Raw genomic sequence first — 25316 nt, forward strand, 5'->3', positions numbered from 1 at the left:
CGCTACGCTCGACCGCCCCACATGCGCTTGTCCGGCACGACGACCGAGCAGTCCGTCGCGAGTTCGATCTGACACGACAGTCGGGGATAGCCGAACTCCTCGGCCAGTTTGTCGTGCCAGTGGTCGGCGTCGGGCGTGTCCGTCTCGAAGCGAACGCCACAGGTCGCACACAGGCCACGACCCCCGCAGTTTGCCTTCGTTGCGTACCGGCCGTGCGGCGAGATACCGGCTTCGAGCAGGACATCCCGTAGCGTCGCCCCGCGCGTGCTCTCGATGCGACGGGTCTCGCCGGTCGCTTCCTCGCGAACCCGGACCATGATGCGCTCGTCCATACGGACGTTCGGGCGGCCGACAGGAAAGTTCTCCCGGCCGCGGTCGGCTCATCCGGTCCGGTAGTTCTCCAGCAGTCGCTCGACCTGTGCGTCGAGATCGGTCAGAGCCGTCTCGACGTCGGTGTCGCGGGCATCGAGATACGCTTCTTCGACGAGCGTCCGAACCGTATCGAAGGGGCCGATCCGGGCTCCGTTGGTTGCCGGGATATCAGAACTCGCGAGCAACTCCTCGAGGGCGGTCTCGAAGTGGGGGTTCTCCCGGAACCAGCCGTCGGAGCGTAGCGACTCGACCGCGCCGTGGTTGATCGGGAAGTAGCCGGTCTCGCGGTGCCAGCGGGCCTGCTGGGCGGGCCGGGCCAGCCACGCGAGGAACTCGCCGGCGAGCCGCTGGCGCTCGCGCGACACTGATTCGGGCACCCACAGCGAGGCCCCGCCGACGACCAGCCCGTTGCGCTCGTCGGCCACCGGGAGCGGTGCCGTTCCCAGCTCGAAGCCGGCCTCTCGTGCGCTGTCTTCGATCCCGGAAAGCGACGAACTCGACGCGACGAGCATCGCCGCCGTCCCGTCGAAAAACGCCGATTTGGCCGCTCCGCGCGCCTCGATGCCGGGATTGTGGTAGAGCCCGTCGAGTTCGAGGTCGCGCCACCACGAGAAGAGTTCGCGGCCCGCTTCGCTGTCGAAATACGACTCTGTGGCATCGCCGTCCCGGCCGTTGCGCCGGTCCACGAGCGGCTGACCCGCCTGTGCGAACCACTGCTCGACGTACCAGGCGTAGTTGGCGAACGTGATCCCGTAGTCGGCGACGCCCGCATCGACGAGATCGCTCGCAGCCCTCCGGACGGCGTCGAACGTCTCGGGCGGACGGTCGGGGTCCAGTCCGGCGCGCTCGAAGGCCGTGCGGTTGTAACAGAGCACCGGCGTCGAGGAATTAAACGGCAGCGAGTACAGCTGGTGATCCGTCGTGTAGTACGATCGGACGGGATCGAGCAGATCGGTTTCGTCGAAGTCGGCCGGTAACACCGATTCGACGGGGACGAACCCGCCGCTGTCCATCGCTCGCTTGGTCCCGATCTCGAAGATCTGGGCGATCGTCGGCGGCCGACCGTTCTCGACGGCGTTAAGCGTCGCATCGAGCGTCCCGCGGTAGCTCCCCTTTGCGGTCAGCTCGACCGAGACGTCCCCGTCGTGTTCGTCCTCGAACTCGCGGGCCAGCGACTCCAGCAGGACGCCCTTCTGGCCGCTCATCGCGTGCCACATCTCGATCGTCGTGCTGTCGGCGTCGGCTGCGGCTCGCGTCGTCTCGAACTCGTCGAGCGACTCGATCAGCGTCTCGGTCCGGTCGGCGAGCGTGTTCGTCGCCGTCTGGACCTCGGTGAGGACGCTGGTCTGGTCGCGGGCGGCCGCGGCGACCTCGTCGGCGGTGTCCGCGGTCTCCTCGCTGATCTCGCCGACTTCCTCGGCCATGACGGCCACCTGCTGGGTGGACTCGGCCTGGGACTCGGTCGCGTTGCTGATCTCGCCGACTCGGCCGGAGACCTCCTCGACGTCCTCGACGATGTCCTCCAGGGCCGTCAGCGCCTCGTCGATCGTCTCCCGGCCGGAACCGACCCGATCGCGCGTCTCGCGCATGTCGGCGGCGGCCTCGTCGGCCTCCTCGCGCACCGCGTCGATCGCACCCTCGATATCATCCAGCGCCGACTGCGTCTCCTCTGCGAGGCTCTTGACCTCGTCGGCGACGACCGCGAAGCCGGCACCCTCCTCGCCGGCGCGGGCCGCCTCGATCGAGGCGTTCAGCGCGAGGATGTTCGTCTGCTCGGCGATATCGTCGATCACCTCGACGATCGATTCGATGTTCTCGACCGAGTCGGCCAGGCTCTCGACGCTCTCGAGGGTCGTCTCGGTCTTCGTCTCGATCCGCTCGAGTTCGTCGATCGCGGTCGTCGCGGCCTCGCCGCCGGAACGGGCGCGCTCCGCGGAGACTTCCGCCGCACTGGCGACTTCTTCGGCAGACGACGCGACTTCCTCGACTGTCGCCGAGAGGTCCTCGACTTCGCCGGCGACATCTTCGATGCGATCGTGCTGGCGGTCGGCGTCGGTCGCGATGTCGCGGATCGACTCGTTGACCTCCCGGCTTTTCGTCCGGACGGTCTCGGCCGTCGTGGCGACCTGTTCGGTCGCGCCGCTGACCTGCTGGCTGAACTCCTCGACGCGTCTGATGGACGCCGACCACTCGCCGATGAGTTCGTTACACGCGGTCTCGAGTTCCTGTGCCGCCGGGTCGTCGGCCGCGATCTCAGCCCGCACGGTCAGGTCGCCGTCGACCGCCCGCTCCATCGTGTCGGTCGCCGTCGTGATCGCCGTCTCCAGCCGATCGGCCCGCTCCCGTGCTCGATCGCGTTCCTCCCGCAGTCCGTCTCGCTGGTCCTGCAGTTCGTCCACCTGCTCGCGCAGACGCGCGAGCTCGTCCGGATCACACTCCTCCCCCTCCACCGTTTCTGATTGTGACACTGATGCTGTCGATGGGTCGTCCCCGCCCTCGTTTTCGACGTCCGATGCGCTCTTAGAGGTATCGTCCGCCGTCCCGAGGTAGAGACTGGTGAGGAATCCGGTCATACGCGCTGTGTGGGTAACACGTTGTCCTCTCCTGAATAATAAGTATATTTATTTCTGGCAGTCAATCAACAGTAAACTTCGGGCCACAACCTATCGGGTCGCACGACCGTGGTTCGATCGGCGGGAAAACAAGTTTGTCGGACTCGACGGGACCGTCACTGGGTGTAGGCGTCGTCGAGGTACTCCCGGACCATCCGCTGGGTGTGGTAGTACGGGCCGTTGAAGGACATCGTATTGCGCATGATATCGATCCACTTCTCGCGGTCTTCGTAGTACATCGGCACGACCGTGTTCTCCAGTTGGTCGTACAGGTCCATCGCGTCCTGGCGGTCCTCGTCTGCAGCCGCAGTCTCGTCGGGTTCGCTCTCCTCGGCCTCGGGACCGATCTTCCAGCCGGTCTCGTTCTCGATGTGGCCCTCGACCCACCAGCCGTCGAGCGTGCCGAGCTGCGGGATCCCGTTGTAAGCGGCTTTCATCCCCGAGGTGCCGCAGGCCTCAAGCGGCCGTCGGGGGTTGTTGAGCCAGACGTCGACGCCGGAGGTGAGCTTCGCGCCGACCTCCATGTCGTAGTCCTCAACGTACTCGACGTTGATCGCGTCGTTGAGCTGCCAGGCGTCGTGGAAAATTTTCTGGATGTTCCCGCTGCCGTCCTCGTCACCGGGGAACGCCTTGCCGGCGAAGACGAGCTGGAACTCGCCGACGTTCTCGGCGATGTGACGCAGGCGTTCGTGCTCGTAGAAGATCAGGTCCGCGCGCTTGTAGGCGGTCGCTCGGCGAGCGAACCCGATTGTGAGCTTCTCCGGATCGAGATCCGACCCCTCGCGCTCGTTGATGAACTCGATCGTGTCCCGCTTTTCCTCCATGTGGGCCTCCCAGAGGTCGTCGTCGGGGATGACCGACGCGTGCTTGAGCTTGTAGGGGTTCTCGCGCCAGCCCTCGACGTACTCGTCGTACAGCTCCTTGAAGGAGTCACCGACCCAGAAGGGCACGTGGACGCCGTTAGTGATGGCGTCGATCTCGTACCCGGGGAACATGTTCTGGGAGACTTCCTGGTGTTTCTTCGCCACGGAGTTGGCGTACCGCGAGAGGTTCAACGCGAGCAAGGTCATGTGCAGGTCCTGCTCGCGGCTGTACTTCTTGAGGACGTCCTGGGGAACAAACTCCCCGAGAACCTCGTTGACCAGTCCCCAGTTAAACTGATCGTGGCCGGCCTCGACCGGCGTGTGGGTCGTGAAGACGGTCTGTTCGCGGACCGGCTCGGGATCCATATCGTTCTCTTTCAGCAGCTCCAGCGTCAGGAGGGCGGCGTGGCCCTCGTTCATGTGGTACGTGTCGATCTCGTAGCCGAGTTCGGCGAGTATCCGGGTGCCGCCGATTCCGAGGACGATCTCCTGAGCCAGCTGGACGTCCTCGCCGTAGCCGGGGCTGTACAGCCGCTGGGTGTACTCCCTGGCCTCCGGATCGTTACTTTCGACGTTCGTGTCCAGATAGATGATCGGGACCGTGTGCCCACTTCGTTCGGAGACGACGTCGTACTGCCAGGCCGTCACCGTCACGTCTCGCCCGTTGATCGGGACTGTCACTTCGACGTCGAGTTTCTCGCAGTACTCCTCGACCGGCCACGGGTCCTCCTCGCTGATCTGTGTCCCGTCCTCTTCGAGCGTCTGCTTGCAGTAGCCACGCTCGTTGAGCTGGGCGACACAGACCGCGGGGACGCCCATGTCCGCGAAAGACCGGATCGTATCGCCCGCCAGCACGCCCAGCCCGCCGCTGTACGTCTTGACGTCGTTTTCGATTCCGATCTCCATCGTGTAATACGCGATCCGTCCGTCCAGGTTTTCCGACACCATGTGCGCGACCTCTTCTATGAGATTGCGTATCTCGGGGTAAAACTGTTGTTGTTTTATTTCATCAACGATCCGATCCCAGTAGCGGGCCTGAAACGCCGACAGACGAGAAATAAACCATCGATAATACGATTTATCGAAGGCACACAGTCACGAATAAATATATCTTGCGACGGCTGCTGTGCGGCTCTGTCCCCTTCTAGTCTGCATATTTGACCAAGGTGTCTCCCCAATGGTGCAGACCGATGTCGGAAGATTGATTGGAGGTGGTCTCGCTGACATACATACATACATGCACCACCCAGGCCCACCGCGGTTCATGGCAGTCGGAGAGACACAAGAACTAGCCCCACGCGACCCCGATCCCGGCGAGACCTACGTCTGGTCGATCTCGGAGTCGCCGGCGGACAGTTCGGTCGTGCTCGGCGACGAGCCGATCGAGTATCTCACGCCGGACGAACCGGGGACTTACACGGTCGAACTCGACGCGCCGGACGGAACCCACGAGCTGACCGTCCGCGTCTATCCCGGTGAGAAAGCGGTCTCCCAGCAACCGAGTCGTGCCGGCTACAGCGGCCAGAGCGGCTACAGCGGTTACAGCGGCTACAGCGGTTACAGCGGCGTCCCGGGTGTCTCCGGGGGACAGAGCGGTAGCGGCGTCGGTTCCGGAATCGCCCGCGACATTGGCGAACGCGGTCGTCCCCGGATCACGCTCACGGGCGAGCAGGTCGGCGACGAGGTCGTCATCACGGCCCATCCCAAGACTGCGCCAGGCGCTCCCGAGGAAGACCTCGACGTCGAGTTTTTCGTCGACGACCGTGACGATCTCGAAGAATACGAGATCGACGGCTACGAGTTCCGCGCCCCGCTTGCGGCTGTCGAGGAGCCGGTTCGGATCCACGGCGTCGCGATCGGCTACCAGTACAGCGTCCCGGACACCGTCAGCGTCCACCCCGACGGCGGCGTCGATCTGCTCAACGAACCGCCGGAGTGGACCGACGAGATGTCCGTCTACGAACTGTACGTGCGCGGGTTCGTCGAACCCGAAGACGACGAGTCGATCCTCGAGGCGATCACCGACCGGCTCGACGACATCAAGGATCTCGGGCTGAACACGCTGTGGTTCACGCCCGTTCTGCAGAACGACGACTTCGACCACGGCTACAACATCACGGACTTCTACTCGATCGCCGACGACCTCGGCGGCGAGGAGGACTTCGAGAAACTTATCGAGGAAGCCCACGAGCGGGACATGAAGGTCCTGTTCGACCTCGTGCTCAACCACTCCGCGCGCGAGCACGAGTTCTACCAGCGCGCCGTCGAGGGCGATCCGAAGTACCGCGAGTGGTACGACTGGCAGGACGAGGAGAACAACGTCCCCGACACGTACTTCGACTGGCCGTACATCGCGAACTTCAACTACGACAACCTCGAAGTACGTCGGCACCTGCTGGACGCCGTCGAGAAGTGGGCCGAATACGTCGACGGCTTCCGGTGTGACATGGCATGGGCCGTGCCACGGCCGTTCTGGCAGGAGATCCGCGCCCTCACCAAGTCCAAGGACAGCGAGTTCCTGCTGATGGACGAGACGATCCCCTACGTCGCGGACTTCCACAACCTCTGTTTCGACGTTCACTTCGACGCCGGGCTGTACTTCGATCTGCTCCAGATCGGCCAGGGTAACCAGCCCGCCGACCAGATATTCGATTCGATCGAGAACCGGTACAAGATCGGCTTCCCGGATCACGCCGGGTTCCTCACCTACATCGAGAACCACGACGAGGATCGCTACATCGAGCAGGCCGGTGAAGCGGCCGTCCGGGCGGCTGCAACCGCGTCCTGGACGGTTCCCGGCATCCCCATGATCTACGCCGGCCAGGAAATCGGCGAACGCCAGCGTCGCGGCCACACCCACTGGGAGTACGCCAACGAGGAACTGCGGGAGTTCTACCACCAGTTGACCGAGACCTGGGAGGATATCGACGCGCTGAAAGTCGACGCCGACTTCGAGCGCGTCGATTACGAGAGTGACGACGACGCCGTCACCGCCTTCGCTCGAGACGGCGAGGACGGTCGCTACGTCGTCGTGCTGAACTTCTCGGGCGAATCAGAGGTCGTCGGACTCGACGAAGAAGTCGAAGCCATCGACCAGATCACCGGCGAGAACGTCGCCGCCGAGAACGGCGTCACCGTCGAGGACGCGGTCGTCCTCCCCGCAGAATAGCGTTTCCGGTCAGATCCCGCTGCTTTGCTCGTCGACTTCTAGCCCGTCGCGTCCCCGACGACGGCCTCGCGACCCACCCGCCCGACCCAGAACATATCGGCGAGGTTGTGAACCTGCCTCGGGGCCAAGTGGTTCTCCTAGTCGGTCAGCCGTCCGGTCGCCTCGGTGATGTCATACAGTCGCTGGGCGACCTCGTCGGTCAGAGCGTCTTCACTGACCCGCCAGGACCAGTTGCCTTCCTCAGTGCCGGGGACGTTGAACCGTGCTTCCGAGCCGTAACCCAGCGGATCCTGCACCTGCGCGAGCGTGATGGCCGAGTCCGACCCCCAGACGGTATCGAGGATGTCCCAGTGGACGTCCCCGCCCTCGTAGTCGACGGCGTAGTGCAGACAGTCGAGCTGTCGATCGTCGAGGTCCTCGTACCAGCCGACGAGCGTGTCGGTGTCGTGGGTTGAGGTGTAGGCGACGGAGTTCTCGTCGTAGGTCACCGGGTGATAGCGACTATCGCCGTCACACCAGTCGGCGAACGCTGCGACGTTCATGCCCGGATACCCCAGATCGTCGCGGATCCGGTCCATCTCCTCGGTGATCTCGCCGAGGTCCTCGACGACGATCGGGAGGTCGCCCAGCTGGTCGCGGACAGCATAGAAGACCTCCTCGTGTGGTCCGACGACCCACTCGCCCTCACGGGCGGTGTCGGCGTCGGCCGGGATCTCCCAGTAGCTCTCGAATGCCTTGAAGTGGTCGATCCGGAAGATGTCGACTCGCTGGAGCAGACGCTCGAAGCGACTGACCCACCAGCCGTAATCGCGCTCGGCCAGCGCGGCCCAGTCGTAGACCGGCGTCCCCCACATCTGGCCGTCGTCCGAGAACTCGTCCGGCGGGACGCCGGAGACGTACTCGGGTTCGCGCTGTTCGTCGAGTTTGAATATCTCCGGGTTGGCCCAGACGTCGGCGCTGTCGAGGTCGACGTAGATCGGCACGTCCCCGACCAGCTTGACGCCGCGTTCGTTGGCGTACTCTTTCAGCGCGGACCACTGCTGGTCGAACAGCCACTGGAGGAACTGCCGGTACTCGATCGTCTCGGCCAGTTCCTCGCGGTACCGTTCGAGGGCGTCTGGATCGCGCATCTTCGCCTCTTCGGGCCAGTCCAGCCAGGAGACGCCGTCGAAGTGCGTTCGGAGCGCCCGATACAGCGCGTACTCCTCGAGCCACTCGCCGGCGTCGTCCTTGAACTGCTCGAACGCCGCCCGCTCGTCGTCGCTGGCCGCCTCCTGAAAGGTCTCGAAGGCCTCCTCGAGACGGGCCTCTTTGAACTCCCGAACCGGTTCGTACTCCACGTTCGCGTCGTCGAAATCGGGGCGGTCGAGTTCCTCGAGCCAGCCGCGCTCGACCAGATCGTCCAGATCGAGAAACAGCGGATTGCCGGCGAACGCCGAGTAGGACTGATACGGGGAGTTGTCGTGGATTGGGATCGTCGGTCCCAGCGGACAAAACTGCCACAGCGACTGCCCGGAATCGGCAAGAAAATCGACGAACGTTTCCGCCGGGTCACCGAGCGTTCCGATGCCGTCCGGACCTGGTAACGAGGCAATGTGCAAGAACAGTCCGCTCTGTCTATCAAATTCCATCCGTACCGTTCAGGTTGTTCATCCGAAGACTTCAAAGTAGCCGATTCGTCCCGACCGTCTCGTTTTTCAGTTACTCCCACCAGAAGTATGAAGAAAAATTACAAACAATATATGTATCCCGAGTGCGAGGGTACGAAACAGGATGTGGGCACATAGACCGGCGGCAGGTCGAATCGGAACACCCATAACTTGGAGTCAAGGAGGCAAGAAAGTATGACTTCGGCCGGGATCGAAGACCAGCTCAAGCAGTTCGGACTTTCCGAAAAAGAGATTCAGACGTACCTCGCGATTCTCGAACAGGGTGAGGCGAAAGCGAGCACGATCGCCGACGACACAGGCGTTTCGAAGCGATACGTCTACAGTATCTGCGAGAAACTCGAAGACCGAGGCTTCGTCGATGTCGACGACCACGTCGTTCCGACGAAGATTCGGGCGAAGCCACCCGAAACCGTCATCGAGATGCTCTCCGGGCGGCTCGAAGATATCGAACCCGTCCTGAAACAGCGCTTCTCCGAGACCTCTTCGCGACCACAGCGGTTCGACGTCATCAAATCGCGCGTGACCGTCATTAAACGCCTGCGCGAGTACATCGAGAGCGCCGAGCAGGAGGTGGTACTGGCCGTCCCCGAAGGGTATCTTCCGGAGGTAGCCGAGGAACTTTCCGCGGCCATCGACCGCGGCGTTCTGGTCCTGTTGTTGGTCAGCGATGTCGACGATCCCGAGCACGCGCTCGACGGCATCGACGGCCCGGTCGGGAGCGTCGTTCGCGTCTGGGAACTCGGGATGCCGGTCCTGCTGGCGGCCGACGAGCAACTCGGGATCGCCTCGCCGGCGGAGATGGTCTCGCGAGCCAACAGCGACGACCGGGCGATCGCCATCGTTCAGGGACAGATCGTGCCGATCATCTCCAGTTCGTTCCTCGCGAACTACTGGCCGTTCGCCCGGCAACACTTCGTGGTCGATCCGGTCGAACTCCCCCAGACCTACCGGAGTTTCCGCCACGCGACACTACAGGCGACGTTGCACAGTCAGGCCGAAGCGACAGTCTACGCTCGAGCGACCGGCCAGCCAGTCGAAACCGACGACTCGTTTACCACGCTGCAGGGTGCCGTCGTCGAGACCCGCCAGGGCATGGTCGAACCGCAGACGAATACAATCCCGATTGAGCACACGATCATCATCGAAACCGAAGAGGGCAACGTCTCGATCGGCGGCCCGGATTCGTTCCTCGAAGATTACGAGGCGCGCAAGGTCACGCTGGAACGGCCGTAGCGGTTCTGCCTCCCCGGTCGCTCGAAGGAGCAGTATCACTTTCACCGCGGTACCGAGAAGGCTTTATGCCATGCAGGACTGGTTGTTCCCAACGAATGCCATCGATGCAGTCCACACTGGGCGAGTCGGGGATCGCCGAGGAACTGGCCGAGAGCCAGCGCCAGATCTCCATCGCCGAGTTCTTCGAGAAGAACAAGCACATGCTCGGGTTCGACTCGGGGGCCCGGGCGCTCGTCACGGCAGTCAAGGAGGGCGTCGACAACAGCCTCGACGCCTGTGAGGAAGCCGATATCTTTCCCGATATCTACGTCGAAATCGAGGACCTCGGCGACTACTACCGGCTCGTCATCGAGGACAACGGCCCCGGGATCACCCGCGAGCAGGTGCCGAAGGTCTTCGGGAAACTGCTGTACGGTTCGCGGTTCCACAAGCGCGAGCAGTCGTTGACGCCAGACCAGCGAGTGCTCGTCAGGCGGAACGACACGGTCGAGACAATCCCGATCAGGGTCCTGTGCGACGCCTACCTTCCGGAAGACGGGGAAGCGACACGACCGATCCCCGACGACATCGAAGTACCGTCGTTCAATCGTGAAACCCACGAGATGTCCTGGGAGTCGGTCACGAACGCCATTCGACACGAAACCGACGAGGCCACGTACGAGATAACGACCGAGAAAGGTCGGACTGTGGAAGTGACCGGTAACCACAGCCTGTTTTCGGTGACGAGTGCGGGCGAGACGAAGGAGGTCGAGGCCAGCGACTTACAGCCAGGTGACACGGTTCTCACACCCCAGACGCTTCCGTCGTTCGAGGAGTCGGTTGAGTCGGTGAACCTGCTGGAGTACATCACGCCGGACCAACTCGACGGTCGGCGAGTGTACGTATACGGCTTCGACCGGGAGACACTCGAACGACTAAAAACTGGAGAGAAGGTCCGAAAGAAACCGTCGCCGGACAGCGATCGAAAGCGGACCTTCTATCGGTACGATGGCGTCGAGGTTCTCAAAGACAGTCTCGAAACGAACTACCTCGAAAAGGGATACCTACCCGCAGAGACGGTGATCGAACTCGGCTGGGAAGCGAAAGCCGCCGACTGTGAGTTCAAGACCTACCAGGTCGGTGGCGAAGAGACGACGATACCGGTGTCCGTCCCCATCGACCGGTCGTTCATGCGTCTGCTGGGGTACTACGTCGCAGAAGGACACGTCGACGACCGGCAGGTCGGGTTCACCTTCGGTACCCACGAGGAGGAACTGATAGCGGAGACCGAGTCGGCCGTCGCTACTGTGGGAGGGACCACGACGACCGTCGATCGCGAGCGCAACTCGACGCGAGTGAAAGCGTTCGGGTCACCGCTCTCGATGTTTCTCGAAACCGTCTGTGGCGAGAGGGCAGAGAACAAACGGATCCCCGAGTTCGTGTTCAGCACGGACCGCGAACACCAGCAGGAGTTCATCACGGCACTGTACCAGGGAGACGGCTCCGACTCGCATCCGAGCAACGAACTGTCCCATACGACGACCAGCGAGACGCTCGCACGGCAGCTATCGGTACTGTGGAACATGCAAGGCGTGCTCGCGAGTACGGAGATTGCGACGGACGACAACGGATACAGTGACGACCCCAGCACGCAATACAGGACGAAAGTCTACGGCGAGGACGTGAACCTGACGGACGTATTCAGCGAGCGCCGCCCGCCGGGCGAGCAGCAGTACAAACGCGTTCCCGTCTCGCTGCTCTCGGACCACCGAGTGGGACACGTCGGCCACGAGACTGTTCCGGATACCATCCCAGGGTTGTTGCTCGGCGTTGGAATCGGCTCGAACCTCGAACACGCCGAGGTCTACCGGTCGTTGATCGAACGGGCACTGGATGGAGAGTACGTCGAGAAGCCCCGGTACGTGCACAATCTCAAAGAGATGGGGCTGCTCGACGGCGACCACCAGCCGACTGAAACGCTCGAAGACCTGTGGGAGACGATTCACGAACTCCAGGGGATCACCGAGACGGACCTGTGTCTGCTCCCGGTGAAAGACGTCGAACAGACTGAACCACCCGAATACGTCTACGACATCTCGGTTCCAGGAACGACGGGCTACGACGAAAATTTCGTCGTGGTCAACGAGGGGGCACTCTCGGTGAAAAACAGCCGCGGTCAGCAGGGGATAGGGATCTCCGCAGCGGTCCTCTACTCCCAGTTGACGAGCGGCAAGCCCGCCAAGATCACCTCCCGAACGAAAGGGTCGAGCGAGGCACACTACTTCGAACTCATCATCGACACCGACACCAACGAACCGGAGATCAGCGTCGAGGAGACGACCTCGTGGGACCGGCCGCACGGCACGCGGATCGAGCTGGAACTGGAGGCGAACATGCGCGCGCGCCAGAGCCTCCACGAGTATATCGAACAGACGGCGGTCGTCAACCCGCATGCTCGCATCGAGTTCGACGAGCCGAACCTCAAGGAGCCGCTGAAGTTCGAGCGCGCCGAGGACGCCGAACTCCCCGCCGAAACCGAGGAGATCCGTCCGCATCCCCACGGCGTCGAACTCGGGACGCTGTTGAAGATGCTCGAGGCGACCGATTCCTACTCCGTGTCCGGGTTCCTGCAGGAGGAGTTCACGCGGGTCGGTCAGAAGACCGCAGACAGCGTTCTCGACCGATTTCGCGATCGGCACTTCGGTCGCGAGATGGCCTGGCGGCCGCCGCAGGTCCACGAGGACGCCGACGTCACGACCGCCGTCCGGGCCGCCGTCTCGAACAAGGGCAAAGAGGCGACGAAGTCTTTCGCGAGTGCGGTGGCCGAGACTATCGACGATCGCGACCGTGTGGCCCACCACGAGGTCCGCGAGATCGTCGACCGCGAGGCCGACGTCGTCGAGGACGAGTTCGGGACGACCTTCGGTTCGACCGTGCGCGAGAAGGGCACCGAGGCCGCCTGGACCCAGCTACTCGGCAATGGTGAGAGCGACGAGGACCGCAGGGAGGCGCTCACATCGGACCTCTACCCCCTCGTGGACGACGCCACGAGCACCCGGAAAGACGACGCAGTGTTGCAGGGGCTCTCAGAGCGGCTCGCGGCCAAGTTCGTCACCAGTGATGACGAGCGCCATCGACTGACCCGCGAGGGCCTGGCCGACTACGTGGCCCGGGCGGCCGATGCGACCGAGGAGTACGACGACGCGACCTTCGGCGACACGGCCAGAGAGAACGTGATCGAGGCGATCTGGGACGTGATGGTCACGGTGCCGGACGACCTGCCAACCGTCAGCTCGATCGCCGACGACCGCGACGCGGCGTCCGAACTCCTGGAGGCGATGCGAGCGACCGACATCATGTCGCCGCCGACAGGGTGTCTCGCGCCGATCACCGACGACCTCGTTCTTTCGGGGCTGCAAAAGGAGTTCGACGCGGACTTCTACGCCGCGGCGACTCGCGACGCCGCGGTCCACGGCGGCGATCCGTTCGTCGTCGAGGCGGGGATCGCCTACGGCGGCGAACTCGAAGACAGTAGTAGCGTCGACGTGATGCGCTTCGCCAACCGCGTCCCGCTGGTCTACCAGCGCGGCGCGTGTGCGACCACCGACGTGGTCAAGTCGATCAACTGGCGCAATTACGGGCTTGACCAGCCTGGCGGGAGCGGCATCCCGAACGGCCCCGCAGTCGTGATGATCCACGTGGCCTCGACGAACGTTCCGTTCACCAGCGAGTCCAAGGACGCAGTCGCGAACGTCCCCGAGATCGAAAGCGAGATCGAACTCGCCGTCCGGGAGGCGGCCCGTGATCTCAAAAGCTACCTCAAGAAGCGCCGATCGATGCGCAAACGCCGCGAAAAGCAGGACAAGCTGGCGACGATCCTACCTGAGATGGCAGAGAAGCTCGCCTCGGTCACCGGTCACGAAGAGCCGGACATCGACGAGGCGCTGGCCCGCATCATGAACAACGTGCTGGTCGAGCGCGCGGTCGAGGACGGCACGGCGACGATCAGCGTCGAGAACAACGCCGATAGAAACGCAGACCTCGAAGTGACCGAGATTCTCGACGCCCAGCCCCAGGACGCGAACGGCGCGAACGTCGTCGAGATGGACGGCGAGTACTACCTCAAGTGGTCACCGACGGTGCGGAGCGGCGAGACGGAACGACTCGAATACAGCATCGACGGCGACGCCGACAGCGAACTCGCAGTCGACGGAATCGACGACGAGAAACTCACGATCCAGTCATGAGCACGGACGACGATATCAACTACGGCGAGGGCGACGCGCGCCAGCGACTTCTCGATCTGGCCGAACAGTTCTACGAGCAGTTCGAGGACGGTGACGTCCCCCGATTGCAGGTCCCGACACGGACCAAGACCAACATCGAGTACGACGAGGACAGCGACGTCTGGGTGTACGGCGACCGGACCTCGACACGGAGCGCCAAGACCGTCTCGGGGGCGCAGAAACTCCTGAAGGCTGTCTACACGATCGACTTTCTCGCCCAGCAACTCGGTGAGGACCGCTCCTCGACTCTGCGTGAACTATATTATCTCAGCGAGTCCTGGGACCTCGACGAGGCGCAGTTCAACAGTCAGGACGAATCGAACCAACTGATCGAGGACCTGGAGATCGTCTCCGGGGTCACGCGCGAGGACTTCCACATGCGTCCCGAGGAGTCGGGCGCGACGCTGATGGGACCGCTCTTGATCCGCGAGCAGACCCGCCGCGGCGAGCGCGAGATCCACTGTCAGGAAGACGTCGGCGAGGGCGGGTATCAGATCCCGAACAACCCCGATCAGATCGAGTTCCTCGAAAACGACGCCGAGTTCGTGCTCGCAGTCGAGACCGGCGGGATGCGCGATCGGCTGGTCGAAAACGGCTTCGACGAGGAACACGACGCCCTGATCGTCCACCTGAAGGGCCAGCCCGCCCGCGCGACGCGGCGGATCACCAAGCGCCTGCACGACGAGCTCGATCTGCCGGTAACGGTGTTCACCGACGGCGACCCCTGGTCGTATCGCATCTACGGCTCGGTCGCCTACGGCTCGATCAAGTCCGCTCACCTCTCGGAGTATCTGGCGACGCCACAGGCGCAGTTCGTGGGCGTCCAGCCCGAAGACATCGTCGAGTACGATCTGCCGACGGATCCGCTGAGCGACTCGGACATCAACGCGCTGGAGTCGGAACTCGAAGACCCCCGGTTCCAGACCGACTACTGGGAAGAACAGATCGAACTGCAACTGGACATCGAGAAGAAGTCCGAACAGCAGGCACTGGCCTCTCACGGGCTGGACTTCGTTACCGAGACCTATCTGCCCGAACGTCTCGAGGCAATGGACGTGCTCTAGAGAGGATCGAGACGTCGTCTCGTCGCTGAATTCTGCCGCGCGATTTATATACCCCTGATAGTAACGATCGTTCTTGATGGTCGTGGATGACTAACAGTCACATGGGAACAATGGTCACTATCGAAGTCAGTGAGGCTGTATACGAGGCGCTCGAGGCAGAGACCGATCCGGGGGAATCGATCGACGATCTACTGACGCGCGTACTCGACGTCGGATCGGTGGAGGAGCCGGCAGAGGTAGACGATTCCGGGGTCGAGTCGGGAGACATCCACGGCGGCACGAACATGTGGACCGTCTACGACCAGCTCGGGCGCGAGCGAAAGGAAGGCGAGTCGCTTTCGGACACGTTCCGTCGACTTCAGGGTTAAGGCACTGTGATCGCTCTCCTGTTTTCGAGAACAGTAAGTCGCCGCGAAGCCGCCGCCTAGCGAGGCGGATAGGCTTGCAGCAGCGGCACGGGCCGGCGGTCAGGGGTAGCGGCCCGACGGAAACCGGCAGGATCAGCGCACACCTGATCCGCCGGCGCAAGCGTCGAACACTGGTAGCTTAAGCGCACGTGGTCAGTCGCCGGACGATACTTTCAGTCTGCCGTTTGAGTGGACTTAGTATTATTCTTTGATTCTCTCACTATCTTGTCGACGTAGGCTGGTGAAACACCACGACCTTGTGTTTCCATAGCAAATAGTTCCAGGAAACAGGAATATATAATGCTTTTGTGCAGACGTGGTTTCAGTGTCCGGCATTCATAATACGATATTATGACTGATTTCCCACGAGAACCACAGCGATCACTGGGAAGTATTTCGGACCGGCTCGCCGCTGGATGATAACTCTCCTGGTTTCGAGAACGGTAGTTCGCCGCGAAGCCGCCGCCCGGCGGGGCGGATGGGCTTGCGGCAGCGGCACGGGCCGGCGGTCAGGGGCACCGGCCCGACGGAAACCGGCGGGATCAGCGCACACCTGATCCGCCGGCGCAAGCATCGAACACTGGTAGCACGCTCAAGGGCACGTGGTCAGTCGTCGGGCGATACGTTCAGTCTGCCGTTTGGGTGTATTTTGACTTATTCTTTGATTCTCTCGCTATCTTGTCGACGTAGGGTGGTGAAATACCACGTCTTTTCGTTTTCGTCGGCAATTAGTCGCAGGAACGAGTACCATATAAGGTTTACGTGCAGATGTCGCTAGGGCGTTGGGTATTCCTTATATTATATCAAGCCATTTGTCACCGCGATCAGCCGAGGCGTCGTCCGCTGGACAGCCAGAGGACGACCAGACAGCACGTCCAGATGGCCACGGTCGGGATCGGTGAATGTCCGGTCGTTCCGAGGTCGAGGTAGTAGTTCGTCTCGAAGAGCGGATAGAGGTGTGGAACGCCCTTCGGGGTGGTCGTGTCGATCAGCAGGTGCGAGCCGTACGTGACCGCGACGGCCGCAGCGGTCTGGCGGTTTCGATAGGCGACGATCCCGACGACCAGCGCGCCCACGAGCAGCGTGTGCGTGATCCCCCGATGGACGAACGGCCACCCGAGCGCGTTCGGAAACAGGAAGTCGACGTCCGGGGCCACGCCAGCGAGCAGCCCGGCGATCGGCCGGTCGAAGAGGGCCTTCCCGAGCGTGTAGCCGATGACTCCGTGGGTCGCGATCGCAACGGTCAGAAAGACCGCGTGCTCCAGCGAAACCATCATTGCCTGCTGGGAGCCACCAGCCTATAGTATTGCCGAAGACCGTCCGTGCGTGGTCGTCGTTTCCGGAGACAAACCCCTTTTGCGCTCGCCACACTCACCTACAGGTATGGATATCGAGGACACGCCGGTACTGGACAACCACATGCATCTCGATCCGATCGAGGGGCAGAATATCGACGCCGTCGAGGACTTCGAAAGCGTCGGCGGGACGCACCTGCTCGTGCTCAACAAGCCGTCGTGGCATCTGTTCGACCCTGCAAGCGACGAGGCGACCTTCGAGGAGGTGTTCGAGTTGACGATTGAGGCGGCCGCCGACGCGAGCGAGGTATTGCCCGGTCGCGCCTGGCCCGTGCTGGGCGTGCACCCGGGGCTGATCTCGCAACTGGTCGACGAGGGATACACGGCGGCGCAGGCGCGGGATATCATGCAGGCAGGGCTCGACGTCGCCGCCGAGTACGTCGCCGACGGCCCGGCGCTGGCGATCAAGTCCGGGCGGCCCCACTACGACGTCTCCGAGGACGTCTGGGAGGCCTCGAACGCCGTCATGCGCCACGCGTTCGACCTGGCGAGTGAGGTCGGCTGTGCCGTCCAACTTCACACCGAGGGAAGCGAGGACCTCACCGAGATCACCGAGTGGGCACAGGACGAGGGACTGCCACCCGAGCAGGTCGTCAAGCACTACTCGGGGGGCCGCCTCGCTGGCCCGATCAAGAGCGTCATCGCCGAGAAAGACGAACTCGAGATCGCGGCCGAACTCGACGAGCCGTTCCTCATGGAGACGGACTTTATCGACGATCCCGACCGGCCGGGCGCGGTGCTGGGCCCGAAGACCGTTCCGCGACGGGTACGGTGGATGCTCGAGGAGGGATGGGAAGACGCCGTCCGGCGCGCTCATGTCGAGACGCCCGCGAGAGTGTACGGAATCGACACCGAGGCGACGCTGGGTCGGTGATTCGGACGGGTCTCTGGAGAACGTATAGCCACCAGTATGAGTATGCGGGACCCCCACAGACGGACCGGGCAACGAAAACCATATCCCCCGACGGACGAACAGGGTTGACATGAGCACACCACCGGGGGAGTACTACACCGAGGAACGGTGGCAGAACTGGTTAGACCGCATCGCAGCCGAAGAGATCGATCCCGAGGACGAGGACTCGGCGCGCCTGCTGTTGAATCTGCAGGACGATACCGCCATCGCCGTCGCGAAGATCATCACCGACTATCAGGACGCCGACCTCGAAGCGGAGACCGCGCTCGAGGAGCTGGCGGACATCCGCGAGGTCGTGCTTTCGGAGGTCGATATCGACGACGAAGAGAAGTTGATGCTCGTCGACGGCGTCCAGACGTCGCTCGTCTGCGTGTTCTACGCGGCCGAAGAGTACGTCGCGGGTGGCCCGCCGGAAGAGGGAACGGTCGGCGGGTACATCGAGGCCGCGAACGAGGCCGAAGGCGAAGAGGACCTAGACGCGGCGCTCGGCTACTGCGCACAGGCCGGGACGCTGATTATCGACGGGGCGGAGCTGGATCGGGAGGTCGCAGAGGATCTGGAGTTCGGGCTGGTCGCCGAGTGGGTCAACGGCCTGGACAGCCTCCAGACCGCGATGAGCGACCCGGAAGTTATCGAAGAGGACGACGAGTAGGCGGCTTCGCTTCGAGTTTTGAGAACCGGGTGGTCACCTTTTTGCGTCTCGGGCAGTCATATCAGGGCAATGCAGTTCCGGGGCGACCGTCGCGGCCAGGCGATCCAGATCGGAGCCGTGCTGCTGCTCGGCGCGATCGTCCTCTCGTTTGCGATCTATCAGTCGACGGTCGTCCCCGAGCAGAACCGCGAGATCGAGTTCCAGCACAGCCAGACCGTCGGTGACCAGCTTCAGGACGCTCGAAACGGGATCGTCTCGACTGGCTCGACCGGCGACGGACGCTCAGTATCGGTAACGCTCGGAACCCAGTACCCCTCGCGGGTGATCGCGATGAACCCCGCCCCGCCGTCCGGGACGCTCGCGACCGTCGGGACCACAGACAGATCGATCAATGCGACGATCGCCAACGCGGAGGCGACCGGCGAGACGGGCGATTTCTGGAACGGAACGAACCGGACGTACAACACGGGTTCGCTGGTCTACCGACCGGGATACAACGAGTATCGGAACGCGCCGACGACGTGGTACGAGAACTCGGTACTGTTTGATGAGTTCCGGGACGCGAACCTGACGGAAACCGGCCAGCGACTGATCGACGGGACGACGATATCGCTGGTAGCGCTCAACGGCTCCTACCGGGCGAGCCGAACGGGAAGCGTCTCGCTGGATTTCCGCGGGACGAGCGTCTCGAGTCGGACAGTCTCTGTCACCAACGAAACCGGCTCGAACGTCACGATCACGGTGCCGACCCGGCTAGACGAACAGAACTGGGAGGAGTTGCTCGCAGACGAGCCCCACTTCGTGGATGCGCGTCCGGTGTCGGTCGCCGGGGCGGACTATCACCTGATGCAGATCGTCCTCGAGCGGAGCGTGACCTACGACCTTCGGTTGTCCCGGGCCGGACTCGGGACGAACGTCGTCAAGCCGGAGCCGGCGTATCTGACCCGGGTTGCCGAGAACACGCCGACAGTGCCCGAGGGCGGGAAGGTGGATGTCACTGTCGAGGTCCGCGATCGGTTCGACAATCCGAAGCGGGACGTCGAAGTGATCGCCGGAACGAGCGCAAGCGGGTCGACAGTCTCGCCGAACAGTCTCACAAGCGACGGCGACGGACAGGTGACAGTGACCTACGAGGCACCGAGTATCTCGGGCGAGAGCCAGCTAACAGATCACGTCCAACTGAGTCTGAACACGTCGCTTTCGAGTGCGGTCAACGGGTCGGAGTTCAACGGCTCGACACCGGTCAACGTCTCGGTTCCGATTCGGGTCGACAACAGCGACGGGAGCGGGCTGGGCGGTAACGGTGGCGGCGGTGCATATGACACGACCTGGAAGGACCCCTCCGGGCAAACGGGCGTGAGTGGCAGCAACGGCGTCTACAGGGTCGACGCCAGCGAGACGTCGAGCGTGACGCTGACGGGAGAAACCACCCCGGTCGCCGAAAACGCCTCGATGGAGTTCACGCTGAACGACTCCTCGGTCGGCAGCCTCTCGCCGACGACCACCAGGACCGATAGTAACGGTGAGGCGACGACGACGTTCACGCCTATGTCGAACGGGGCAGTCGCGACGTTCGTTTCGAGTGGCGGGAGCGGTGAGCAACTTGATTTGATAGTCGAAAACCCCACAGTACAGACAAGTGCCAACTCGGTACAACTCATTACCAATAGCGAAAGCAAGAGTGGTAACGACAACCAGAGCGTGACCTTTGAGTTGGAAAATACAGGATCCTCAGTCGCGACGATACAGAATATTACTGTAATAAATACATCTAACGGAAACGCTGAAATAGTCGGTAACGGAACACGGGTAACCGGCGGTGGACGCAGCGATCCCTATGTTGATGCAGGACCCGAACTTCGTAGTAACCGATCCGGGACGCTACTCAATACCACAGACCCATTCAATGTCGGGAGCACTGTCACGCTGAACACCACAAGTTCGCTATCTAGTGGCGAAGCGACACAGTACAAGCTCGCCGAATTTAGGCAATCCGCCAATTACAAGCAACGGGACCCGGGGAGCCAAGTCTACGTCAGTTTCGGATTCGATGACGGAAGTATCAAAGTCGTCGAACTCAACTTCCCGTGATATTCACGCTCGTTCGATAATATCTATGTCTGCTAATCCAGCGGATCGCGGCGAAACAGAATTCAGGAACGAGAAATGAAGCGACGCGCCCAATCCGAAGTCGTCGGCGTCGTCATCCTCGTCGGGGTGTTCGCGCTCCTCGCGACCATCGTCGGCGTGCTCGTCATCGGCAACGTCACCGACCAGGCAAGCGACGAACCGCTGGTCGATCTAAGTGCCACAGCGACCGCCGGGAACCTGACGCTAGCCCACGGCGGCGGTGATGCACTCGATGCGGCCGACGTAGACGTGATCGTCCGCAACACGAGCGAGGAGCGCCGGTTAGATCTCGAGGACTTCGACGAAACGCAGGGCAACGACGATGATCGCTTTACTGCCGGCGAGAAGCGCCGACACGAAACGCCGTTCGATTCAGGGACGCTCCGGGTGCTCGTCGTCCACGAACCGTCGAACGCTGTCATCCACGACGAGACAATCGAGATCTCGTGAACGACCACGGTATTTACTCCCGGAGGATATAACACTTCGAGTATGCCCACAATCACAGTCTGGAACGAGTACGTCCACGAGAAAGAGAACGACCGCGCCGCCGAGCTCTACCCCGACGGTATCCACACTCACATCGCCAACATTCTCGCTGAAGCGGGCCACGACACCCACACTGCCACCCTACAGGAACCCGACCACGGCCTCACAGAAGACGTACTCGAGGACACTGACGTCCTCTACTGGTGGGGGCACATCGCACACGACGAAGTAGCGGATCAGGTCGCCGAGCGCGTCGCCCGGCACGTCCGCGAGGGGATGGGACTGGTCGTATTGCACTCGGGCCATCACAGCAAACCCTTCCGGAAACTCCTGGGAATGGACGCCGACCTGACCTGGCGCGAGGTCGGAGAGCGCGAGCGCCTGCACGTGATCGACCCCGGCCACCCCATCGCAAGCGGGCTGCCCGAGAGCTTCGTCGTGCCCGAGGCCGAGATGTACGGCGAACCCTTCACCGTCCCCGAACCCGACCGGCTGGTGTTCGTCTCGTGGTTCGAGGGCGGGGAAGTCTTCCGCTCGGGGTGTTGCTATCGCCGCGGCAAGGGCCGGGTTTTCTACTTTCGGCCCGGCCACGAGACCTATCCCGTCTACCATCAGTCGGAGGTCCAGACAGTCCTGCGAAACGCCGCCGAGTGGGCCGCGCCCGTCGAGGGCAGTCCCTACCCGACCGAACCCCGCAACGTGCCCGACCCCGCCGAAGACATCGACGGGTACGAACCGCGATAGTGACGTGACTCGTTGCCGATCGCCGAGCCATCTCCTTCAGCGGTGGGTCCCGACGCCGGGCGAACCGCCCACATATAAGACCCTTCCACCGGAACCGTTCGGGTATGTCCTTCGAGAGACAGAGCGGCGTCTTTCTTCACGTGTCGTCGCTGTCCGGGCCTGACGGCATCGGGACGCTCGGAGAGCCGGCTCACGAGTTCGTCGAGTACCTCGAGACGGCCGAACAGTCCCTCTGGCAGACCTGCCCGATCGGTCCAACCGATCCGAGACAGGGCAACTCCCCGTACTCGTCGTTCTCCGCGCGTGCGGGCAATCCCCTGTTCATCGAACTCGACGCGCTCGTCGAGGAAGGCTGGCTCGACGACCCTGACCGCCCCGATTTCGACGACCGCGAGGTCGAGTACGAACGGGTGATGGCGTTCAAGCGGGAGGCGCTTCGGGACGCCTTCGAGGGCTTTTCCGACGTCGCCGACCCGGACGACTTGACGGCCTTCGAGTCGTTCTGTGAGGAGAACGCCGAGTGGCTCGACGACTACGCGCTCTTCCGGGCGCTCGATGATCACTTCGACGCCGATACCTGGCTGGACTGGCCCGACGGGGCGAAGTTCCGCGATCCCGACGCGCTCGAGCGGTACCGGGAGCAACTCGCTCGGGACGTTCGGTTCCGACAGTTCCTCCAGTGGGTCTTCGATCGACAGTGGGCGGAGCTACGCGAGCACGCCCACGAACACGGGATCGAACTCGTCGGAGACATGGCGATCTACGTCGGTACCAACAGTGCCGACGTCTGGGCCAACCCGGAGATATTCAAACTCGACGAGGAGCGAGAACCGATTTACGTCTCTGGGGTCCCGCCGGACGACTTCTCGGACACGGGACAGCTCTGGGGCACGCCAGTCTACGACTGGGAGACGCTCGCCGACCGCGAGTACGACTGGTGGATACAGCGTTTCGCCGGATTACTCGACCGCTTCGACGTCTTCAGGATAGACCACTTCAAGGGGTTCGAGAGTTACTATCAGGTGCCAGCCGAGGAAGACACGGCGATGAACGGCGAGTGGGTCTCAGGTCCGGGTCGGGACTTCTTCGAGGCCGTCCGTGAGAGACTCGGCGACCTCCCGATCGTCGTCGAGGACCTGGGCGAGGTCACCGACGCGACGCGGGCGCTCCGGGACGCGTTCGGGTTCCCCGGGATGCGAGTGGCGGGGATGGCTGACTGGTGTGACGACGATCACACGCATCACCCGGCGAACTACGACGACGACTCGGTCGCCTACGCTTCCACGCACGACACGAGCACGACGCCCGGGTGGTACGAGGACCTCTCCGAGACGCAGAAACAGTGTCTCCACTCCGTGGTCGATCACGAAGGCGACGAGGTGCACTGGGATATCATCGAAGCCGTCTGGGCGTCCCCGGCGATCATCACGCTCGCACAGTTCCAGGACTTCCTCGGCCTGGGGGACGAACATCGGTTCAACCTTCCCGGCACGGCGACGGGGAACTGGAAGTGGCGAATGCGTCGGTCAGAGCTCGATCCGGCTGTTGCTGAGCGGCTCGCCGACGTCACCCGACGGACTGACCGACGCTGATACTGCCGGCGTCAGCGCGTATCCGGCACTCTGTCGCGCCGTGATACACCTACCGTAATGACTAAGTTTAACTGCGGTTGTAAAAACACTAGGACGGTAAAGCGGACGCGACCGGCTCGATCCTACTCGTGGCCGTTCGTCCCCGCCCGCGTTCGGGGTCCGTCTCACGCGGAGGAGCTACCATGACAGACCGGATCGAGACGCTGTGGCGAGAGATTTACGGGACCGACTATCCAGAACGCTTCGAGGAGTTGCGGGCGCTGCTCGACGAACGGAGCACGCAGGTCGACTACGCGCCAGAGGAAACTGACTGGTACCAGACCGGCGTCGTTTATTCGATGTACGTCGATCTCTTCGCGGACGACTTCGACGGGCTGGTTGAGCGGCTCGAGTATCTCGACGAGCTCGGTGTGACGATCGTCTGGCTGCTGCCCGTTCTCGAATCGCCGATGGTAGATCAGGGATTCGACGTCTCGGATTTCACCAGCATTCGGGACGAGCTCGGCGGGAACGAAGCGTTTCTCGAGTTCGTCGACGCTGCTCACGACCGGGGAATCAAAGTCGTCTTCGACGTGCCGATCAACCACACGTCCGACCAGCACCCGTGGTTCCAGAACGCCCGACAGAGCGAAGATGCCGAGTACCGCGACTACTACATCTGGAACGACGATACCGAAAAATACCAGGACGCGCGCTTGCTATTGAAGGGCGTCTCCGACTCGAACTGGACGTACAACGAACCCACGGACGACTACTACTTCCATCGGTTCTACGACATCCAGCCGGATCTGAACTACAGGAACCCGGACGTCCTGATCGACATGCTCCGAATCCTGACACGCTGGCGTGTCGCAGGCGTCGACGGGTTCCGGATGGACGCCGCCCCGTTCCTCTGGAAGCGAGAGGGGACCGACTGCGAGAACCTCCCGGAGACCCACGCGATCCTGAAGCTCTTCCGGGCGGCGGTCGAGTACGTCGCCGACGGGACGGTGATAATCGCCGAAGCCAACCAGGAGCCCGCGGACGTCATCGACTACTTCGGCGACGATGACGAGTGTCATGTCGCGTATAATTTCCCCGTCATGCCGAAGTTCTTCCTGGCGCTGGCCGAGAACGACCCGACCCGTCTCACTGACGAACTGGCGGCACTCGAGACGCTTGACGTTCCCGATGACGCACAGTGGTTCACGTTCTTGCGCGTCCACGACGAGCTGACGCTGGAGTTCGTCAGTCCGGACGAGCGCCAGTTGCTCAACGATCACTATCTCGAGGACGAACGCTGGTCGTTCCGCGACGGTGAGGGGATTTCCGGGCGGCTGTACAACCTTCTGGAGGAGGATCCCGACCGGGTACTGCTCGCCTATTCGATGCTGTTCGCCGTCGAGGGCACCCCGATCATCTACTACGGCGACGAGATCGGTATGGAAAACGATCGCGGGTTTTACGAGGAAATGAACGAGACACTCGGCTACGGTGACAGCCGCTACCTCCATCGCGGCCCCTTCGACGAGACGCGCAAGACGTCAGCAGTAACCGGCGAGGACGACGACGCCCACGCGATATGGTCCGGGCTCCGGGAGATGATCGATGTCCGGACGAATAACCCGGTTCTGTTCGGACAGACACCGACATACAGCGCCGAGAACGGCGTATTCGTCTCGACGCGAGTGCATGACGATCGGACCGCGACGATATACAACAACGTCACTCCGGAACCTCGAACCGTCGACGGGGTCAAACTCGACGGCTACGAGTACGTGTGGGACCTATCGGACCGCTAGTACCG

Annotated in this window: 17 protein-coding genes; 12 read left to right on the plus strand and 5 right to left on the minus strand. The window is 62.7% G+C overall.

Translation table 11 applies throughout. The features are described 5' to 3' along the window. Positions 1–2 precede the first annotated feature (2 nt). The 3 genes from HSR122_RS07605 to glgP form a co-directional block, all read right to left on the minus strand. Positions 3–332 (minus strand): 2Fe-2S iron-sulfur cluster-binding protein, encoded by a 330-nt coding sequence (locus tag HSR122_RS07605; RefSeq protein WP_229108982.1) that lies wholly within the window; start codon positions 330–332, stop codon positions 3–5. A gap of 48 nt (positions 333–380) precedes the next feature. After that, on the minus strand, positions 381–2945 hold the full coding sequence (locus HSR122_RS07610) for a methyl-accepting chemotaxis protein (RefSeq protein WP_229108983.1): 2565 nt from the start codon (positions 2943–2945) through the stop codon (positions 381–383). Positions 2946–3100: 155 nt separating this feature from the next. Continuing rightward, positions 3101–4795: an alpha-glucan family phosphorylase gene (gene glgP, locus HSR122_RS07615; protein WP_229108984.1), complete on the minus strand. Its 1695-nt coding sequence runs from the start codon at positions 4793–4795 to the stop codon at positions 3101–3103. A gap of 289 nt (positions 4796–5084) precedes the next feature. Between glgP and malA the strand changes: the two genes are divergently transcribed. Next, positions 5085–7016: an alpha-amylase MalA gene (gene malA, locus HSR122_RS07620; RefSeq protein WP_229108985.1), complete on the plus strand. Its 1932-nt coding sequence runs from the start codon at positions 5085–5087 to the stop codon at positions 7014–7016. 137 nt (positions 7017–7153) lie between these two features. Here malA and malQ (HSR122_RS07625) read toward each other — a convergent pair whose 3' ends face one another. Further along, positions 7154–8647 carry a 4-alpha-glucanotransferase gene (malQ, locus tag HSR122_RS07625; RefSeq protein ID WP_229108986.1) on the minus strand — a complete coding sequence of 498 codons (1494 nt, stop codon included), beginning with the start codon at positions 8645–8647 and terminating at the stop codon, positions 7154–7156. Positions 8648–8860: 213 nt separating this feature from the next. Here malQ (HSR122_RS07625) and HSR122_RS07630 point away from each other — a divergent pair, with 213 nt between their 5' ends. From HSR122_RS07630 to HSR122_RS07645, 4 genes are all read left to right on the plus strand, one after another. Beyond that, positions 8861–9919, plus strand: coding sequence for a TrmB family transcriptional regulator (locus HSR122_RS07630; RefSeq protein ID WP_229108987.1), 1059 nt, complete (start codon positions 8861–8863; stop codon positions 9917–9919). A gap of 95 nt (positions 9920–10014) precedes the next feature. Then, a complete protein-coding gene (locus tag HSR122_RS07635; RefSeq protein ID WP_229108988.1) occupies positions 10015–14145 on the plus strand; it encodes a DNA topoisomerase VI subunit B in 4131 nt (1376 codons plus the stop codon). Continuing rightward, positions 14142–15248 carry a DNA topoisomerase IV subunit A gene (locus HSR122_RS07640; RefSeq protein ID WP_229108989.1) on the plus strand — a complete coding sequence of 369 codons (1107 nt, stop codon included), beginning with the start codon at positions 14142–14144 and terminating at the stop codon, positions 15246–15248. Before HSR122_RS07635 ends, HSR122_RS07640 begins: the two co-directional genes overlap by 4 nt. Positions 15249–15358: 110 nt before the next feature. Then, positions 15359–15616 carry a hypothetical protein gene (locus HSR122_RS07645; protein ID WP_229108990.1) on the plus strand — a complete coding sequence of 86 codons (258 nt, stop codon included), beginning with the start codon at positions 15359–15361 and terminating at the stop codon, positions 15614–15616. Between the two features lie 863 nt (positions 15617–16479). On the opposite strand, the gene HSR122_RS07650 is transcribed toward HSR122_RS07645, so the two are convergent. Continuing rightward, positions 16480–16929 (minus strand): metal-dependent hydrolase, encoded by a 450-nt coding sequence (locus HSR122_RS07650; RefSeq protein WP_229108991.1) that lies wholly within the window; start codon positions 16927–16929, stop codon positions 16480–16482. A gap of 109 nt (positions 16930–17038) precedes the next feature. Here HSR122_RS07650 and HSR122_RS07655 point away from each other — a divergent pair, with 109 nt between their 5' ends. From HSR122_RS07655 to HSR122_RS07685, 7 genes are all read left to right on the plus strand, one after another. Further along, positions 17039–17884, plus strand: coding sequence for a TatD family hydrolase (locus tag HSR122_RS07655; RefSeq protein WP_229108992.1), 846 nt, complete (start codon positions 17039–17041; stop codon positions 17882–17884). Positions 17885–17993: 109 nt separating this feature from the next. Next, positions 17994–18575: a DUF2150 family protein gene (locus HSR122_RS07660; RefSeq protein ID WP_229108993.1), complete on the plus strand. Its 582-nt coding sequence runs from the start codon at positions 17994–17996 to the stop codon at positions 18573–18575. Positions 18576–18644: 69 nt separating this feature from the next. Continuing rightward, complete coding sequence (locus HSR122_RS07665; protein ID WP_229108994.1) at positions 18645–20666, plus strand: hypothetical protein; 2022 nt, start codon at positions 18645–18647, stop codon at positions 20664–20666. Positions 20667–20741: 75 nt separating this feature from the next. After that, positions 20742–21155, plus strand: coding sequence for a type IV pilin (locus HSR122_RS07670; RefSeq protein ID WP_229108995.1), 414 nt, complete (start codon positions 20742–20744; stop codon positions 21153–21155). A gap of 42 nt (positions 21156–21197) precedes the next feature. Continuing rightward, a complete protein-coding gene (locus tag HSR122_RS07675) occupies positions 21198–21938 on the plus strand; it encodes a ThuA domain-containing protein (RefSeq protein WP_229108996.1) in 741 nt (246 codons plus the stop codon). 104 nt (positions 21939–22042) lie between these two features. After that, a complete protein-coding gene (gene malQ / locus HSR122_RS07680; RefSeq protein WP_229108997.1) occupies positions 22043–23530 on the plus strand; it encodes a 4-alpha-glucanotransferase in 1488 nt (495 codons plus the stop codon). Between the two features lie 182 nt (positions 23531–23712). Beyond that, positions 23713–25311 (plus strand): alpha-amylase family glycosyl hydrolase, encoded by a 1599-nt coding sequence (locus HSR122_RS07685; RefSeq protein ID WP_229108998.1) that lies wholly within the window; start codon positions 23713–23715, stop codon positions 25309–25311. The last annotated feature ends 5 nt before the right edge of the window (positions 25312–25316 follow it).

The sequence above is a fragment of the Halapricum desulfuricans genome (genome assembly GCF_017094525.1).
Lineage (GTDB): Archaea > Halobacteriota > Halobacteria > Halobacteriales > Haloarculaceae > Halapricum > Halapricum desulfuricans.